General features: G+C 74.2%; 9 protein-coding genes and 1 pseudogene. 4 read left to right on the top strand and 6 right to left on the bottom strand.

Annotation, left to right across the window (positions count from 1 at the left end; translation table 11 throughout):
• Positions 1-11 precede the first annotated feature (11 nt).
• Positions 12-2183 (top strand): TerD family protein, encoded by a 2172-nt coding sequence (locus tag GTW67_RS25980; RefSeq protein WP_161167210.1) that lies wholly within the window; start codon positions 12-14, stop codon positions 2181-2183.
• Between the two features lie 155 nt (positions 2184-2338).
• Here GTW67_RS25980 and GTW67_RS25975 read toward each other — a convergent pair whose 3' ends face one another.
• From GTW67_RS25975 to GTW67_RS25955, 5 genes are all read right to left on the bottom strand, one after another.
• Entirely contained in the window at positions 2339-3469 is a 1131-nt protein-coding gene (locus tag GTW67_RS25975) for a phosphoenolpyruvate carboxykinase (ATP) (protein ID WP_161167209.1), read from the bottom strand.
• Positions 3466-4506, bottom strand: a complete 1041-nt coding sequence (locus GTW67_RS25970; RefSeq protein ID WP_161167208.1) for an NAD(P)H-dependent glycerol-3-phosphate dehydrogenase — start codon at positions 4504-4506, stop codon at positions 3466-3468. The genes GTW67_RS25975 and GTW67_RS25970 overlap by 4 nt, the downstream gene beginning before the upstream one ends.
• 154 nt (positions 4507-4660) lie before the next feature.
• On the bottom strand, positions 4661-5896 hold the full coding sequence (thrS, locus tag GTW67_RS25965; protein ID WP_161167207.1) for a threonine--tRNA ligase: 1236 nt from the start codon (positions 5894-5896) through the stop codon (positions 4661-4663).
• A gap of 193 nt (positions 5897-6089) precedes the next feature.
• Positions 6090-6734, bottom strand: a complete 645-nt coding sequence (locus tag GTW67_RS25960; protein WP_161167206.1) for a LysE family transporter — start codon at positions 6732-6734, stop codon at positions 6090-6092.
• A 222-nt stretch (positions 6735-6956) separates the two neighbouring features.
• A complete protein-coding gene (locus GTW67_RS25955) occupies positions 6957-9308 on the bottom strand; it encodes a glycoside hydrolase family 84 protein (protein ID WP_237519032.1) in 2352 nt (783 codons plus the stop codon).
• Positions 9309-9668: 360 nt separating this feature from the next.
• On the opposite strand from GTW67_RS25955, the gene GTW67_RS25950 reads away from it, so the two are divergent.
• The gene (locus GTW67_RS25950; protein ID WP_161167205.1) at positions 9669-10130 is read left to right on the top strand and encodes a VOC family protein; all 462 of its coding nucleotides are present in this window, start codon (positions 9669-9671) and stop codon (positions 10128-10130) included.
• Positions 10131-10152: 22 nt separating this feature from the next.
• On the opposite strand, the gene GTW67_RS25945 is transcribed toward GTW67_RS25950, so the two are convergent.
• Entirely contained in the window at positions 10153-13461 is a 3309-nt protein-coding gene (locus GTW67_RS25945) for a CHAT domain-containing protein (protein WP_161167204.1), read from the bottom strand.
• Positions 13462-13766: 305 nt separating this feature from the next.
• Between GTW67_RS25945 and GTW67_RS25940 the strand changes: the two genes are divergently transcribed.
• Entirely contained in the window at positions 13767-14309 is a 543-nt protein-coding gene (locus GTW67_RS25940) for a hypothetical protein (protein ID WP_161167203.1), read from the top strand.
• A 116-nt stretch (positions 14310-14425) separates the two neighbouring features.
• Positions 14426-16838 (top strand): annotated as a pseudogene (locus tag GTW67_RS25935) (CHAT domain-containing protein); the annotation flags it as partial.

Raw genomic sequence — 16838 nt, 5'->3', positions numbered from 1 at the left:
ATCATCCCCGAATGGCGCACGGTCTCGAGTCACTGGTCATCCGGCACACCCACCGCATTCCCCTCCCCGAGGGCTCCGCCGGGGAAGGCGCCACTGCCGCACGGCAGTTCGACGCGACGCTGGCAACCGTGGGCTTCAAGCTCTCCACCGAGCTGCTGGAGCGGCTGTCCGGACTGTCCGAGGCCGCGGTCCTGCACACGGCCAGGCGGACGCTGCGCACGGTGAGCGAGATGGTGGGCGACCACGTCCGGCACAACGCGTACTTCATCGACTTCCCGGCGAACGTGCCGGACACCGAGGAGTTCTGGATGCGGTGCGTGGTGAAGGCGCTCGGCGACGACGCGTCCCGCACGAGCGTGCTGACGCAACTGGCGCACGGAGTGCTGGACCTGCTCAGCCTCCCCACGTACGGCCGCTACCAGCACACCTACGAGGAACTGCTCGCGGCGCAGGACGAGCTGATCGCCTCGGCGGGCGACCGGGTGACCGTCCTGCACCTCGGGCGGGACCTGGACGACGAACTCACGGCCCTGTATCTGGCCCTGGCGGGCAGCACGACGCCACTGGGCGAGGACCACCTGAACGACCTCAAGACCCTCGCCCAGCGGTGCGCGCTCGGGCCCCAGCCGGAGTCGATCCCGGTCAGGGAGAACCGGGCGGTCGTCAACGAGGCGCGCCTCATGGCCGGCGCGGACCTGCTCCTTGACACCGTCACCGACGTGCTGCGGCTGGCCTGCGCACTGTCGGGTGGCGACGTGACCCTTCAGGAGCCGACCCGCTTCCGGGCCCTGCCGCGGCCGGTCCGCCGCGCACTGCTCGCGGGCCTCGACGCCGTGATCGCGGCGAACCCCGCCAAACTGGCCGACGTGCACGCGCACCGCGAGCCCTTCAAGCGGCTCGGTGAGCGGCTCCACCCGCACGAGTACCCGCGCTGGCCGCACGCGGCCGACGTGTTCGCCGTGGCACGCGGGGAGAAGGTGGCACGGTCCCTCGACAGCCGCGTCGAGATGCTGCTCGACGACTACGACATACGCGGCGCGGTGCGGCTGCTGGAGTCCGCGCCCGGCAAGCTGTTCCGGGCCCTGGACCTCCTGCTGCGCATCGCCGCCGGCCAGGAGGAGCGGGACGAGGTGGTGGCCGCCGCGGTACGGGTCGCTCCCCAGGTCTCCGGCCGGGTCGTGCTGTCGGTCCGCGAGCACTTCCAGAACCGGGAGCGGGCGAGCGGCGAACCCCGGGTCTTCGTCAACCGACGGGGCCGCGGATGGGTCGCCCCCGACGACCGGCCACCGGTGCCCGCCGCCGACCGCGACCGCCTGATCGCCGCCCTCGACGCCGACATGGCCCGCAGACTCCCCGCACCGGGCCGGCTGCTGCTCGACCCCGAGGTCCTCGACGTGGCGCTCCCGCTCAGCGGCAGGGCGGCCGCGGCGGGGCTCGGCGTGCTGCCCCGGGGCTCGGCCTCGGCGGTCGACGGCGAACGGCTGCGCTTCTTCGTGTACTGGAAGGAGACCGAGGAGCGGACCGACTACGACCTCTCGGCGCTGCTCCTCCACACCGACTACAGCACCGACTCCTGGGTCTCGTACACCTCGCTCAAGACCGTCGGAGGGGTGCACTCGGGGGATGTCACCGAGGCGCCCGACGGGGCCTCGGAGTTCATCGAGCTGGACCTGGCACGGGTACGCAGCACCTTCATCGTTCCGCAGGTCAACATCTTCGCCGGTGAGGGCTTCGACGAGGTCGAGGAGTCGTTCTTCGGTTTCATGCTGCGGGACGGCGAGCAGAAGGGCCGGCCGTACGAGCCGCGCACGGTGCGGACGAAGTCGGACCTGCGCGGCACGGGCCGGGTGGCGCTGCCGCTGGTGTTCCGGCGTGAGGACGACGGCCGGTGGCGCGCGAAGTGGCTGCACCTGTATCTGCGGGGCGTCTCCTCGGCCAACCGGGTCGAGGAGAACCAGCTGTCGGTGTCCAAGGTGGTGCGCGCCGCCGTGGAACGCGAGTACCTGACGGTGCGGTACCTGACCGGCCTGATGTCCGGCCGCGCCACGGCCGTGGACCTGTGGGACGGCAAGCCGGTCCCGGACGAGCCCGTGACGTACATCGGTCTCGAACGCCCCGAGGGACTGCACCCGGACTCCCGGGTCGTCACTCTCGAAAACCTGCGCGACCTGATCCCGGACTGAGTGCTAGCGTTGCCCACGGCAAGGCCATGAAGGGGCTTCCTTCTCCCTTCCTTTCTGAAATCAAGTTCCTTCGCTTTCCTTGCCCTCGACGTCGCTCCGGGCGGCGCCCACGCGGTCGGCGCGGGCGCCGCCCGGATGCGTTTCCCGTCCTGGGATCACACGCGCGCAGTGACCTCCGCGAGGAAGTCGGCGTTCGCTGCGGCATCGTGGCCGAGGACCACCGAGTGACGGGGCAGCCCGGCCAGGCGCCGGGCGACCTCCCGGCGCGTCGCTTCACCGCCGCCCCCGTCCACACCCACCAGTCCGAGAACGTCGGGGTAGCGGTCCTCGGTCGCCCCGCTCATGAAGTCCGCGTCGCCGAGCCGGCGGTCCGAGTCCTCGACGGCCGGGTCGGCGCCGGCCTCGACGCGGGGGAACAGCAGCGCGGCGGCCTCGCCCTCGGTGGCCAGGGGCACCCCGAACCAGCTGGTGAACTGGTCCGGCCACACCTGCGCCTTCAGCTCCCTGCCGCGTTCCCACAGCGGCGTCCGGTCTCCGGCGAGAAGGGCGTCGGTCACGCGCCGGTCCTGCGTCGGGTGGAGGGCGTCGCCGCTCCGCAGGCGCTCGCGGGCGATCCCGGACCAGCCGAGCGCCTCCAGCAGGCCGAGCCCGACCGCGGCGGCCGACGGCCACGGCAGTACGGTGACGCCGCCGGCGCTGTCGGGCCGGACGAACACGCGGTCGTTGGCGAGCAGTCCGAACCGGTGACGGCTCGCGAGAGCCAGTGCGGTCGTCGTCTTGCCCGCGCCCTTGCCGCCGAACGCCAGCAGCGTGCGGCCGTCCTGGACGACCGCGGAGGCGTGGAGTACGGCCCAGCCGTCCCGCAGCAGGGCGCCGCGCATCACCTCACGGGCGAGACGCGCGGTCGCCGTCGCCACGGATCCGGCGTCCCTGCCGACGACGTCCAGCTTCCCCGCACCCGGCTCCGACCGGTAGGCCAGCCCTTCCTCCGGCGAAACGGCCCGGATCACGCCGGCCGAGGCGTCCCGCGCGAGGAGCATCCGGGCTCGCGCGTAGACGGTGCTCGCATGCGGCACCTGCGTCACGGCGAGCGCCGCCGCGTCGTACTGCTCGGTGTCCACGACGGCGCTGACCAGGGGCCTGGCACAGACACCGGCCGGATCCACCTCGGCCGCTCTCCACCAGGCGCCGAAGTAGCGCTCCACCCAGCGGCAGACGGCCTGTTCGGCGGAGTCGACGGTGACGGTCGCACCGGCACACTCCAGTCGTACGGCGTGAGTGGTCATCGGTCCTCCTGGACGCGTGCAGGCCGGCTGCGCGGAGCTGCCTCGGGCTTGGGGGCGCGGGACATGAGGGCCCGCACGGCAACCTCCGGGTTCTGGCCGCGGTGGATGATGCCGACCACGGTCCGCGTGATGGGCATCTCCACTCCGTACCGCTCGGCGAGGCCGCGGACGGCCAGACAGGAGGCGACCCCCTCCGCGGTCTGCGTGCTCGCCTCCCGGGACTGGGCCACCGTCATGCCCGAACCGATCCGGTGGCCGAACGAGTGGTTCCGCGACAGCGTCGAGGCACAGGTGGCCACCAGATCACCCATGCCGGCCAGCCCCGCCAGGGTCAGCGGTTCCGCGCCCATGGCGACACCCAGCCTGGTCGTCTCGGCCGGCCCGCGAGTGACCAGCGAGGCCTTCGCGTTGTCACCCAGCCCCATGCCGTCCGTGATCCCCACGGGCAGGGCGATGACGTTCTTGACGGCGCGGCCCAGCTCGCAGCCGATGACGTCCGTGTTGGTGTACGGCCGGAAGTACCGCGTGTGGCAGGCGGTTTGGACCAGCTCGGCGGTCGCCGCGTCGGCGCAGGCCACGACGCTCGCGGCCGGCTTGCGGGCGACGATCTCGGCCGCCAGATTCGGGCCGGACACCACGGCGATCCGCGAGGGCGGCGCGCCCGTCGTCTCGGCGACGACCTCGCTCATCAGCTTGCCGCTGTCCAGCTCCACTCCTTTCATCAGGGACACGAACACCGTGCCGGAACGCCACTGTCCGGCCCACTCCTCCAGCAGCCGGCGCACGTGCTGGGCAGACACCGCGAGGACCGCGATGTCGGCCTCGCGCGCCGCCTCGGCCGGGTCGGTGGTCGCCCGCACCTTCGCCGGCAGGGTGACATCGGGCAGGTAGTCGGGGTTGCTGTGCGTGGCGTTGATGGCGTGCACGAGCGCCGCCCGACGCCCCCACAGCGTGACCTCGCATCCGGCGTCGGCGAGCACGAGGGCGAACGCGGTCCCCCAGGAGCCGGCTCCGAAGACGGCGGCACGACGACACATGCGGTTCTCTCCTTCAGCTCTGGGGGCGCCTCAATGTAACGACGAGCGCCTGCCGTTCGGGGAGGCTCGGGCCCCGCGCGTGTGCCTCCTGGAGCATGCTCTCCGTCTGGGCGTCGCCCAGCTCCGTACGCAGCTTCGCCTCGTGTCGGCCCTGCTACGAGGCGGTGTCGGTCCACAGGGCGGTGCTGTGGGCGCCGATGAGGGTGCTGATGTGGGTGAGTGCGTCATCGGTCGGCTGTGGGGCGAGTCGGCGTCCGTCGCGCAGGCGCAGGGCGACGTGGTCGTCAGTGGCCTCCTTGGCGCCGATGACGGCCTGGTAGGGCACCAGGCGGGCCTCTCGGATGCGGGCGCCCAGGCTGCCGCGGTCCGGTCCCGCGATCCGGGCACGCAGCCCGAGATCGGCGCAGCGTCGGGCGAGGTTGGTGGCGTTCGGCAGTTCGCTGTCGGAGATCGGGAGGATGACCAGCTGGGTGGGGGCGAGCCAGGCGGGGAAGGCGCCGCCGTGCTGTTCGATGAGGTGGGCGACGGCGCGTTCCACACTGCCGATGATGCTGCGGTGGACCATGACCGGGCGGTGCCTGGCGCCGTCCGCGCCGATGTAGTGCAGGTCGAACCGCTCGGGCTGGTGGAAGTCGACCTGGACGGTGGACAGGGTGGACTCCCGGCCGGCGCCGTCGGTGACCTGCACGTCGATCTTGGGTCCGTAGAAGGCGGCCTCTCCCTCGGCCGCCTCGTAGGGCAGGCCGGAGCGGTCGAGGACGTCGGTCAGCAGGGCGGTGGACCGGCGCCACTTCTCCGGCGCGGCGACGTACTTGCCGCCGGGGCCCGGGAGGGAAAGCCGGTAGCGGGCCGGGGTGATGCCGAGTGCTTCGTACGCCCTGCGGATCATGTCCAGAGCCGCCCGCGCCTCCTCGGCGACCTGCTCCAGGGTGCAGAAGATGTGCGCGTCGTTGAGCTGGATCGCCCGTACCCGGGTCAGCCCGCCGAGCACGCCGGACAGTTCGGAGCGGTACATGCCTCCCAGCTCGGCCATGCGCAGGGGCAGTTCGCGGTAGCTGTGGGAGCGGTAGCGGTAGATCACCGCGTGATGGGGGCACAGGCTCGGCCGCAGGACGACCTGCTCGCCGCCGACGTCCATCGGGGGGAACATGTCGTCGCTGTAGTGCGCCCAGTGGCCCGAGATCTCGTACAGCTCCCGCTTGCCGAGGACCGGTGAGTACACGTGCTGGTAGCCCGCCCGCCGCTCGGCGGTGCGGATGTACTCCTCCAGGCTGTGCCGCACGGCCGCGCCGTCGGGCAGCCAGTACGGCAGGCCGGCGCCGATCAGCGGGTCGGTGTCGAACAGGCCCAGTTCACGGCCGAGCCTGCGGTGGTCGTGCGCGGTGGTCATCGCGGTCTCCCTGCTGGTTGCGGGGCAAGTGACCGGGCCTACGCCGAAGCCCCGGGGCACTTGCCCCGGGGCTTCGGATCAGGTCGTCTGTCAGCGCGCCGGGACACTCTCCGGCGTCGTCGTCATGGCAGCGCGCTTCATGCCGCAGACGCTAGCAGGGCGTCGCGATGTCCGCACCGCCATTCCTCATGGCTCAGGCCGAGGCCGGCGTGCGGGACAGGGCGGTGCGCAGCGCGAAGACGCCGAGCAGGCCGCCCGACGTGAACCGCTGTGCGGTCATCACGCGGGGCCGGGCGGTCAGGAACCCCGACACCCGGGCCGCGCCCAGCATGATCAGGGCGTTCACGGAGATCCCCACGACGATCTGCACACCACCCAGCTGGAGCAGTTGCGCCCAGTCCGGGCCTGAGTGCGGGTCCATGAACTGGGGCAGCAGAGCGGCGTACATGAGGGCGATCTTGGGGTTGAGCAGGTTGGTCAGGAGCCCCATCGAGAACAGGCGGGCGTCGGAGACCGGAGGCAGGTCCTGGGCCGGAGCGAAGGGTGAGCGGCCGCCGGGCTTGAGCATTCCCCAGGCCAGGTACGCCAGGTAGGCGGCCCCGGCGAGTTTGACCACCGTGAACGCCAGCGGCACGGCGGCGAACAACGCGGACAGTCCCGCCGCCGCGGCCAGCAGATAGCACAGGAAGCCCACCGCGGTCCCGCTCAGGCTGACCAGGCCCGCCCTGCGGCCCTGGGTGATCGCGCGGGAGGCGAGGTGGATCATGTTCGGTCCCGGGGTCAGGGCCATGCCCAGTTCGATCAGGGCCACGCCCCCCACTGCGGCCAGACTGATCACCGGTCAACTCCCGTTCCTGTGCCGGGCAGCTGGTGCCCGGAGTGGGGTGGCGCCCGGCTGTGACGGGCGGCTGCGACGCGTCGGCGGTGCCTGCGTCGCCGTCCTCAGGATACGGCCCGGCCGTTCAGCGCCTCCGCCCAGGCCTGAGCGGCCGGAGGGGGCCTGGGCGTGCGGGCCGCCCCGTCGCCCACGAGACCGGGGCGACGGGGCGGGCGTCGGGCCTCAGGACGCCGAGGCTCCGTAGACGCCCAGTTCGTGGATCGAGTAGCCCCACGTGGTGCTGCGCTCCACGCCCTGCATGCGGACGTAGCGCACCGGCTCCGTGGCGGGGAGCCGGACGACGTCGTTGCCGCAGGTCTCGGGGCGCTGCGTGGAGACGGTGGTCCAGTGGGTGCCGTCCTGCGAGGTCTGGACGGTGTACTGCTTCGCGCACGCGCTCTCCCACGCGAGGGTCACCGCCGCGACCCTCGCCGGGGCGGCGAGCTCGACCTGCACCCACGCGTCGTCCGAGTAGCCGGAGGCCCAACGGGTGCCCAGCAGGCCGTCGTTGACATGGCGCGGGGCCAGTCGGTCGAGGTTCTGCTCCACGCTGGACGCGGACGCCGTGCCCTTCAGGGCCAGGTTCTCCCCGCCGCCCGCGGCGTCCCACAGCTGGAGCCGGACGTCGGCCTGCACGAGGAAGGCGTCCAGCACTCCGTCACCGACCTTGGGCTGCACCTTGCCCCAGGAGTTGCGCGGCGGGTCGACCCGGACGGCGCGGGCCCGCTGCTGGAGGTCGTTCGACTCGGCGAGGAGGCGGGCGGAAGCGGCTTCGTTCCCGGCCTGCCGGGCCGCGAGGGCGTCGAGCGTCTTCACCATCGCCCCGCCCCACAGCTCGGTGGCGTCCAGCCAGGGGGCCGCGTCGACGGTGAAGCCCTTCTCCACCGCTCCGCCCCGGATCACCGCCGGGGCCTGAGCGACGGCCCTGGCGTAGGAGCGCAGGGCCGTGAGGGCCTTGGCGCGGTCCCCCGCGTCCCAGGCCGTCCAGAACTGCTCGACGCGCCGGGCCAGTTCGGGTGCCTGCGGCTGCCAGGGCGTGGCGCCGAAGGTCGGGGCCATGTGCTCCAGGTCGCCGAGGACGAGCAGCGCGTCGGTCGCCCTGCGGTCGCCGCCCGCGAGGTACGCCATGGCGCGCGGCCAGCTCGTCCGCGCGTCGTAGGCGCGGTCGTTCCAGGTGAAGTCGGCGGTCCCGAAGACCGCGACCTTGCTGGCGTACGGCTGGTTCATCGGGTTGGCCACGATGCCCGACAGGTGCGAGGACAGTCCGGCCTCGCGCTTGTCGTACGGCGCGAGCAGCAGCCGGCCGCTGGTGTTGCCGAAGTCGTTGACGGGATAGTTGTCCCACACGAAGACCTTGCGCCCGAAGAGCTTCGACACCTGGTCGGCCTCGTCGACGGTGATCTTCGGCGGTACGACGTCCGTGCCGGTCCACATCACCACGACGGCCGGGTCCAGGGTGGCGCGCATCGTCTGCTTGTAGGCGGTGTCGGTGAGGTCCCCGTACTCGGTGGGCACCATCTGGAGCGGCTGCGTGCCCTCGTGGGTGGCGACGAAGGTGCGCTGCACGTCGTTGAGCAGGTCGACCTGCGCCTTCGCGGCGGCCTCACGGCCGGGCTCGCCGAACGCCGCCCGGTCGCCCTCGCAGTTCCAGCGGGTGTAGCTGATGTCGTCCAGCGGGATGGAGAACGCGCGGGTGCCCAGGTCGTACAGCGCCTGGAGCTTGGCCTTGAGGGCCGTGCGGTCGGCCGGGTCGGAGTAGCAGATCGACTCGCCGGGGGAGACGGCGAAGGTGAAGCGCACGTGGTTGGCCGTGGCCCGGTTCACCAGCTCGCCCAGTTCCGTGAGCTTGTCCGCCGGGTAGGGCTCGCGCCACTTGCCCCGGTGGTAGGGGTCGTCCTTGGGGGCGTAGATGTAGGTGTTGGCCTTGACGTCGCCGTAGAAGTCCATCTGGTCCAGGCGCTCCGCGTGGGTCCACGGCTGTCCGTAGAAGCCCTCGATGGTGCCCCGCAGCGGCATCGACGGGAAGTCGCTGACCCGCACGCCCGCCACCGCCCAGTCGCGGCCCGCGCGGACGAAGAGCTGACGCAGGGTCTGCACGGCGTAGAACTGGCCGGCCGCGTCCTGGCCGGCGAGGGTGACCCGCGCGCCCGGCTTCGCGCCCGAGACGTGCAGGGCGTAGCCCTCGGCACGGTCCGGTACGGCCGTGCCCCCGAGCGCTGCCGCGATGTCGGGGCGGGTCGCCGGGCCGAGGCGCACGGTCAGCAGGCCGGCGGCGGCCGCGGGGAGCCTCCCGGGGGCGACGACGTCCACCCGGGCGGCGCCGTGCGCCTTCAGTTCCGTCACGAGGCGGGTGCGGGCGGCGGCGTCCGTGTCCTTGCCGGCGACGACGAGCACCCGTCCGGTCACGGCGGCGTCCCGGCCCGTGCGGGCGAGGGACTGCGGGGTCGGCGACACCGGCGGCACCGCGGACGTCCCGGACGCCGGGCGCGGAGCGGTGTCCGGAGCGGCGGCGGCCGGCAGCGCCTCGAACGTCATAGTGCTTGCGAGTGCGAAGATCGTGCCGATCGTCGCTACGGCGTTCGCGCGTCTTCCCATGAGATCTCCAAGCATGGTCTGGACCAGCAACGGGCTTTGTTCTCACGATGATGGGGTGACGCGAGGGGGATTCGTAAGACGTAAGGGGTCTAGACCTCTCTGTCGATCACCTTTACTCTGGCCAACGCCGGAGCCGACGTCGGTGCCGACGTCGGCAGCGCTGTCGTGGGCGGGTTCGACCGGGTCTTTTCGTGTCGCCGTCGGGGAATGCGGTCGGAATCCGACCTCATGGGGTGTCAGGGTGGGCGCGATGGACACCGACGCACTCGATCCGACCCTCCTCGCGAACGGAGCACCCCGATGAGCCGTGACTTCCAGGTCACCTTCGACGCCCACGACCCCCGGGCCCTGTCGAGCTTCTGGCGCGACGCCCTGGGCTATGTGCACCCCGGCCCGCCCGGAGTCGACGTGCCCGAGGGCGGCGACCCGCTGGCCGCCTGGGACGACTTCCTCGCGCGCATCGGCGTGCCGGAGGAGCAGCGCAACAGCAGATCGGCCATCGAGGACCCGGACGGGAACGGCCCGCGGGTGTTCTTCCAGCAGGTCCCGGAGGGCAAGACCGCCAAGAACCGGGTTCACCTCGACGTCCGGGCGGCCCCCGGGCTCCAGGGGGAGGAGCGGATGGCGGCCCTGGAGGCCGAGTGCGAGCGGCTCGTCGCGCTGGGAGCCAAGCGGGTGCGCCGCTTCGAGCCCGAACCCCCCTTGAGCACGGGCTTCATCGTGATGACCGACCCCGAGGGCAACGAGTTCTGCCTGGACTGACGCGGCCCCGGCGCGGCGGCTCTCAGCGGCGGCTCTCGGCGGGGCCCGGGTGACCCTGGTGGATGAAGGCGGCCCAGGCCGCCGGGCGGTCCAGCACCGGGCCCTTGGCCAGCTCGTCCAGCAGATCGCCGCCGAGCGTCCCTGGGGCCGTGCGGTGCGGGTCGAGCATCCACATCTGCGCGGCCCGCAGCGCGTCGACCGGACTGCGGCCCTCGGCGGCCACGTGGTGGTGGAACACGGCCATCATCAGCGCCGAGGCCGCGTCCCGGGTGGCCCAGCGCGAGCCCACCACGTCCCGCGCACCGCCCGCCACGAACGCGGTCGTCAGGGTGAGCGCCTCGTCGTGGTCGCGCCGGCTCAGATCCGTCTCGCACGCACTGAGCACGATCAACGGGCCGTCCGCGGTGCCCCGTTCGCCCGCCACGCCCTCCTCGCCCGCCCGGTGGCCGAGCAGCCGGGAGACCGTCAGCAGGCCGGGTCGCGGTTCGGCGGTGTCCTCCGGGTACGCCAGTTGCAGCGCGGACGCCGTCGGGCTCGGGCCGGCCGAGCCGTGGCAGGCGACGTGGAGCAGCGACGGCGTACCGGCGAGCACGCCGACGAGGTCGTCCGGAGTGCCGGCGCCCTCCGGCTCGACCGGCGGTGCGTACAGCTCCCCGTACAGCCGCGCTCCGGGATAGAGGGAGCGCCTGAGGGCCGTCACCTCCAGGTCGGCGTACGGCAGGCTCAGGCTCGGATCCGCCACGAGGACGGCGTCCGCGCCCGGGTCCCGCCGGGCGCGGCGGACCGTGTCCAGGAACTGCCGGCCGGACGCGGCGTAACTGAACACGATCGCCTCGCAGGCGTACGTGTGCGGCGCCCCGGCCGGAAACCGCGCCGCGTGCCACGGGACGATGCCGAGGCGCCCGCACGGCACCAGCACGATCCTGGGCGGGCCGGGACGGTCCCTGCGCCGGTCCTCGTTGGCGGCGAGCCGTTCCGCGAGACCGCTCATGACGGGCGCGACCATCGCGCCGGTCGCCCAGTCGCAGAGTTCGGAGAGAGCGTCCTCCCAGGCTTCGGTGGCCGCCGCGTCCCCGGGGCTCGCCTGGTGCCGGGCGGCCGCGTCGATGTACCGCTCCAGGGGCCCGCTGTGCTCGCCGGAGAGCAGGGGCAGGGCCCGCACGCCGGTGCCGGTGTCCGGGCCCACCACGATCGCCATGCCCGGCAGGCCGCCCTCGCCCGCCAGCAGGTAGACCAGCGCGTCCGCGTCGCCCTCCGCGACACCGGCCTTGAGCTCCTCGACCGTGGGCGTGCGGAACAGCGCGCCGCCCGGCTCCCGGTGGCCCAGGGCCTCCAGCGCGCGGCGGCGCAGCGAGCTGGGCAGTTCGCGGGGGAGCGCGCCGGGCTGCCCGCCGTCGGGTGCGGCGCCCGCCGCCCGCCACTCCCGGGCGAGGTCGTGGTGCCCCCGGGCCTCCAGCAGCTCGGGCACGGCCCGCGAGGTGGACGCCGCCTGGAGCACCAGGGCCCGGCCCAGTTCGAGCGCGGCCACGGCCTCCTCGACGCGGCCCTGGGTCGCGGCCCAGATCGCGGCGCGGATGCCGCGGTCGGCTCCGGACCGGGCGGTGAGCAGACCGTGGTCGGGGCCGTCCTGGAGGACGACGTCACCGGCGAGCGCCTGGAGGGACTCCAGCGCCGCGTTCGTGGCGGCGTCGCGGTCGGCGGGGTCCTGGGTGCGTTCGAGGCGCAGGCGGTGGTTCTCCGCGAGCTGCCACAGTGCGGGGGCGGCGATCTGCGGCGACCGGCCCTGCCGGACGCGGTCGCGGACCCGCCCCAGTTCGCCGATGGCGGCGTCCAGGTCGGCCGGGTCACGGGTCAGTGAGTGCCGCATCGTCGCCGCCAGGGCGGAGAGGTAGCGGGTCTCGGTGGAGGCGTCCTCGCCGGGAGGGGTGTACTCCGGCATCAGGTCCGGGGCGTCGCCCACGAGGGCCCGGGCGGTGCGCAGCGTGTCCCGGAGCGCGTCGGCCAGCGCCTCCGGGACGCCGAGGGACGCGGTGGTCATCGCGTTCAGCGTCTCCTCCTGCGCGGTGAACCCGCGCAGCAGCGCCCCCGTGTCGCGGGTGGACGCGCCGAGGCTGGTCAGCGCGCTGCCGAGGGCCAGCCGCACCAGCGGGCGGAACGGGTCGCCGTCCGGCACGGAACGCTCCAGGGACTCGAGTTCGTCCACGAGCGCCGCGAGGTCCTCCGCGGACTCCGCATCCTCGGCCTCCCGTACGCGGCCGAGGAGGTTCATCGCCCGGTTGCCGACGACGAGTCCGGCGGCGGCCGGGTCGGACGCCGCCTGCCGCTCGAAGTGCTCGGTGATCCGCTGGGCGTGGTCGCGGGCGGCGTCGGTGTCCTGGTGACCGCCGCTCAGCGGCATCCCCGTCTGAAGCACCAGCCGCATCAGGTTCTCGATCTCGGGGGCCCGGTCGTGCCCCTCCGGCAGGCGGTCCAGGTCCGCGCCGAGCCGCTTGAGCAGCCGGCTGACCTGCTCCGGGTCGCCCGTGCGGAGGGCGTCCGTGGTGCCGAACATCGCGGCCAGCCACGAGGCGGTGACCGTGTCGTCGTCGCTGTCGTCCTCGCCGTCGGGGCGTGGCGGCTTCGCGGGGTCCGCGGGGGTGTCGGGGAGGTCCTTCGCCAGGTCCACGAGCATCCGGAGCTGATCGGCGAACGGGAAGCCGTCGGGCAGCATGGCCAGCAGCGCCTCCGGGTCGGACAGGTCGGTCAGTGCCGGATGGGTGAGCATGTTCTGCGCCAGCGTGAGCTGTTCCAGCAACTCCGGTGGCAGCGGCAGGGGTCCGGCCGCGGCGGCCTCCGCGGCCAGCGCGGCGAGCTCCGCCGCTTCCTCGGCGGCCGGGACCGACCCCATCTGCTGTGCCCGGTCGAAGACGTGCCAGAAGTCCGGGGCCGCCCCCGGAGTGCCGAGGGGCACGGACGAGCCCGACACGGTCATCAGGAGCAGCGCCGCCATCTGCCGGTCCTGCGCCGTCACCGCCTCGCCCGCGGGCGTCGAGGGGTCCCGTGCCTCGTGCAGCAGGCGTCGCGCACGCTCGCGGTCCTCCGGGGTGCCGTTGCCGGTGGCGTACCGGATGGCGAGCAGGCAGCCGAGCCGTACGGTGACCGCGCCGAGGAGCGGCCGGTCGTGGTCCAGGAGGCCGCGCAGCCCGGACAGTTCGGCCACGGGGGCGTCGAAGTCCGTGGGCGATACGGTCCCTTCGCCCGAGCGGGCGATCAACCGGGCCGCACGCTCGATCGCGTCGTCCGCCCAGAGCCGCAGTCCCCGGACGCCGCCGTCCGCCTCGTCGTTCACCATGCTCGCCCGCCCCCTGTCCGCCGACGGGACCGGTACCGGACCGGTACCCGCCGGCTCATCGGCCCCCGTGGCCTCATGATGGCCCGGCAGCGGGTCTTCCGATACGGCGATGGCGCCAACTCCCGGGAGGCGCCCGGAAATCGGCCAGGAGGCGCCCCGGACCGCCCTCGCCCCGCGCGTCCGGCCACCGGTGGCCGAGGTGGTCGGCGGCCGGGCGAACACCGGTCGTCGTCCGGGCCGGGGGTTCACCGGGCGGGTGACCTGCTGCTTCGCTGGTCGTGGACGAGAGCGGGGGAGGAGGCGACGTGGATTTCGGGGAGGCGACCGCGCCGGTCGCCGCGGTCGTGGGAGTCGTCGGAACGCTGCTGTCCGCGCTGCTGACCCAGCGGGCGGCGGACCGCAGCCGGCAGCGCGAGCTGGAGCGCGCCGAGGAGCTGCGGGAACGGCGCGGTCAGGTCCAGGAACTGCGGTCGTGCTACGTGGCGCTCAACACCGCGGGCCGGCAGTATCTCGCCGCGCTCACGGACCAGTTGCACGCGCTGGGCCGGGCCGATGAACTGCCCGCCGCGCGGCAGCGGCTGACCGGGGCGCGCGACCAGTACCGGGACGTGTACGCGGAGGCCCAGATGCGGCTGCCGCAGCGGGTGCTCGCGTACGCCGGGGAGGTGAGCCACCGGCTGGGTGTCGTGTACGGCATGGTGCGGCGACTGGACGACGGCGTACCGCGGCCGGGGGACTCGCCCGCCGCCGCGCAGGCGGGCGTCGACGCGCTGTGGGAGCGGCTGCGGGAGATGCGGCGCGAGATGCGCGCCGATCTGGGCGCTTCCCGGGCGGATTCCGGGCGTTGAGCACGGGAAACGGGCGGAACGGCCACGGGGCGCCCTGACGGGTCGGCATAGTACGGACCGGCACGGTGGGGGCCCGGCCCCTTCCGTGGACGAGGCAGGCGGTGAGGCGGGTGGCGGTGGGCGACGAGGAGACCGGCGGCGTGCTGGGCCTGCGGGCCTGGGCGGCGGACGCGGTGGAGCGGGCACGGCGACTGGTGCCCGGCGCGGGGACCGGATCGGGTACGTCGCCGTTGTCGGCCTACGACGCGACGGTCGCCGAACTCGACGGCCTGTCCCGGCTCCTGGACCACGACCCCGCCCTGCGCGGTGCGGTGAGCGTGTGGCTGGCCGGCGCGCTGACCCTGCGGCACGCCGCCGGGGGCGGGGCGCCCGCGGACCGGGAGCGGGCGGAGCGGCTGCTGCGGGACGCCCGGGACCGGGGGACGGCGCTGGGCGCGGCGGTGAGCGACGAGGACCGGGGGTGGGCGGCGCTGTTCCTGCTGCCGCACGTGATGCCGCTGAGTCCGGGGCCCGGGGGGACGGGGGCGGCGCCCGGCCTCCCGGCCCTGCTGGAGTGGGTCGCGCGGGTGGGGCCCGCGGGGATGGCGGCCGCGGCGGCGGAGGTCGAGGCGCTGACGGCTGAGGTGACGCACCTGCCGTTGCCCCCGCCGTTCCTCGATGACCTGCGCCGCATGCGGGGGCTGCTCGCGGCTCCCGCCGGGGGCGGGCTCGGGGGTCCCGCCGGTGCCGGGCTCGGCGACCTGCTGACCGGCATGGCGCCCGCCGGGACGCCGTTGGCCGAACAGCTGCGCCGGATGACGGAACGGCTGTCGGCCCCGCGTCCGTCTCCGACGCGGGGCCACGCGGCTCCGCCGGGCGACGAGGCTTCTTCGGGCGACGCGGCTTCGTCGGGCGACGAGGCGCCGTCGGGCAACGCCCGTGTGGCTCCCGGGCAGGGCCGGCCGTCACGGGATCACCGCCGTCCGGCGGACCTCACGGGCAACCGCACGGACGCCCAGGGACCGCGCCCGGCGTCGCCGCCAGGGACGGGGTCGGGGTCGGGCGGGGACTCTGGGCGCCGTCCGGAGTCGGCCTCCGGGGCGGACGCAGCCTCGGGGCGCGCACCGGCTGCTGAGCGCGGGGCGGGTGAGGTTCCCGGGCGTGGTCCGACGGCGGTCGCCGGGGCGGGTGAGGTCTCGGGGGGTGGCTCCGGTCCAGAGCCTGTAACGGGCGAGGTTCCTGGGCGTCACCCAGTACCCGAACCTGGGGCGGACGACGGGCGCGGATCGGCCCAGGTCCCTAGGGCCCGTCCGGCGTCGGACCCTGGGGGCGGTCAGGACGGCGCCGAACCCGCCTCACCCTCGCCTCCGCCGACACCGCCCCCGCTCACCACCGACGACCTCCACCGGCTCCTCGGTGCGTTGGATGCCGTGGGGGAGACCACGGCCGGGCTCGACGACGTGTTGCGGCGGGGGGAGCCCGAGGGGCTCAACCGGCTGCTCGGCACGCTGCGTTCCGTGCAGGACATGCCGTTGCCCGGGGTGGACGCCACGTCCGCGATGGAGAGCCTGCGGGCCCTGTTGCTCGCCGTCAGCCCCGCCGTCGGCGGTACCTTCCAGGACCGTTCGGCGGGCCGCGCCCACCTCGACGCGGTCGTGGCGCACCTGGACCGCATCGCCGAGTCGCCGCCCCCGGGAGTGGGCGACCCCTCCGTCCTGGGCCGCGCGTTCGCGACGTTCAGCCGGATCCTCGCAGCCGGCGAGACGGAGGACGTCGTACGGCTCCGGGAGCTGGTGGCGGAGGCCGAGGCGCTGGAGCGGTCGGTGCCCGAGGGGCATCCGTTCCGCTTCGCCGTGGCCTCCTGCCTCGGCGCCGCCTACGGCCGGCTGGGCACCGTCACCCAGGACAAGGAGATGATCCTGCGGTCCCTGCCCTACACCGAGCAGGGCATCACCGGAGCCAAGGAGAGCGGGCTGCCGTTCGCCGGCGGGGGGCCGCCCGTGCCGGACACGCCGTTGCCGGACCTCGGCCTGATCCGGGCCGGCCTCACCGGCGAGCGGGCGGCGGTGCCCGAGGAGCTTCCGCCCGAGCCTGCCGAGGGCGCCTCGGCGGAGGAGCTGGACGCCCACGCGGCCTCCCTCGGCATGCGCCTCGCCCACACCCGCGACCCCGCCACCCTCGACGCCCTGATCCGCGTGCTGGAGCGCGTCCGCGACGAGGTCCGGCAGGGCCGGGGACAGCGCATCGCCGCCGACGCGCTGTGGCGCCTGGCCGAGGCGTACCACCTGCGCAGGGTGCTCAGGGAGGACGCGCGGGACACCGTCTGTGTGGACGCCGCCCAGGAGGCGCTGACCGCGCTGGCCGCCGACGTGCTGCTCCAGACGGGCGCGGAGCACGGCCTGCTGGCGGCCCGTTCCGGGGCGAGCCGCGGGCTGCGGGCCGCCCGCTGGGCGCTCGTCTGCGGGCGGGTGCACGAGGCCGTGGCCGCCCTGGAACTGGGCCGGGCCCTGGTGCTCCAGGCGGCCGCCACCGCGTCGGCCGTGCCCGACC

It is taken from the genome of Streptomyces sp. SID5910 (assembly GCF_009862125.1).
In the GTDB taxonomy this organism is placed as follows: domain Bacteria; phylum Actinomycetota; class Actinomycetes; order Streptomycetales; family Streptomycetaceae; genus Streptomyces.
Note: the sequence above shows the minus strand (reverse complement) of the source record. Positions and strands in the feature narration are given on the sequence as shown.

Excerpts from the sequence above, each read along its gene's own strand:
- GTW67_RS25975 (WP_161167209.1), bottom strand. The coding sequence starts at position 3,469 with ATGACCACTCACGCCGTACGACTGGAGTGTGCCGGTGCGACCGTCACC.
- GTW67_RS25970 (WP_161167208.1), bottom strand. The coding sequence starts at position 4,506 with ATGTGTCGTCGTGCCGCCGTCTTCGGAGCCGGCTCCTGGGGGACCGCG.
- GTW67_RS25950 (WP_161167205.1), top strand. The coding sequence starts at position 9,669 with ATGAGCCGTGACTTCCAGGTCACCTTCGACGCCCACGACCCCCGGGCC.
- GTW67_RS25955 (WP_237519032.1), bottom strand. The coding sequence starts at position 9,308 with ATGACGTTCGAGGCGCTGCCGGCCGCCGCCGCTCCGGACACCGCTCCG.
- thrS (WP_161167207.1), bottom strand. The coding sequence starts at position 5,896 with ATGACCACCGCGCACGACCACCGCAGGCTCGGCCGTGAACTGGGCCTG.
- GTW67_RS25945 (WP_161167204.1), bottom strand. The coding sequence starts at position 13,461 with ATGGTGAACGACGAGGCGGACGGCGGCGTCCGGGGACTGCGGCTCTGG.
- GTW67_RS25980 (WP_161167210.1), top strand. The coding sequence starts at position 12 with ATGGCGCACGGTCTCGAGTCACTGGTCATCCGGCACACCCACCGCATT.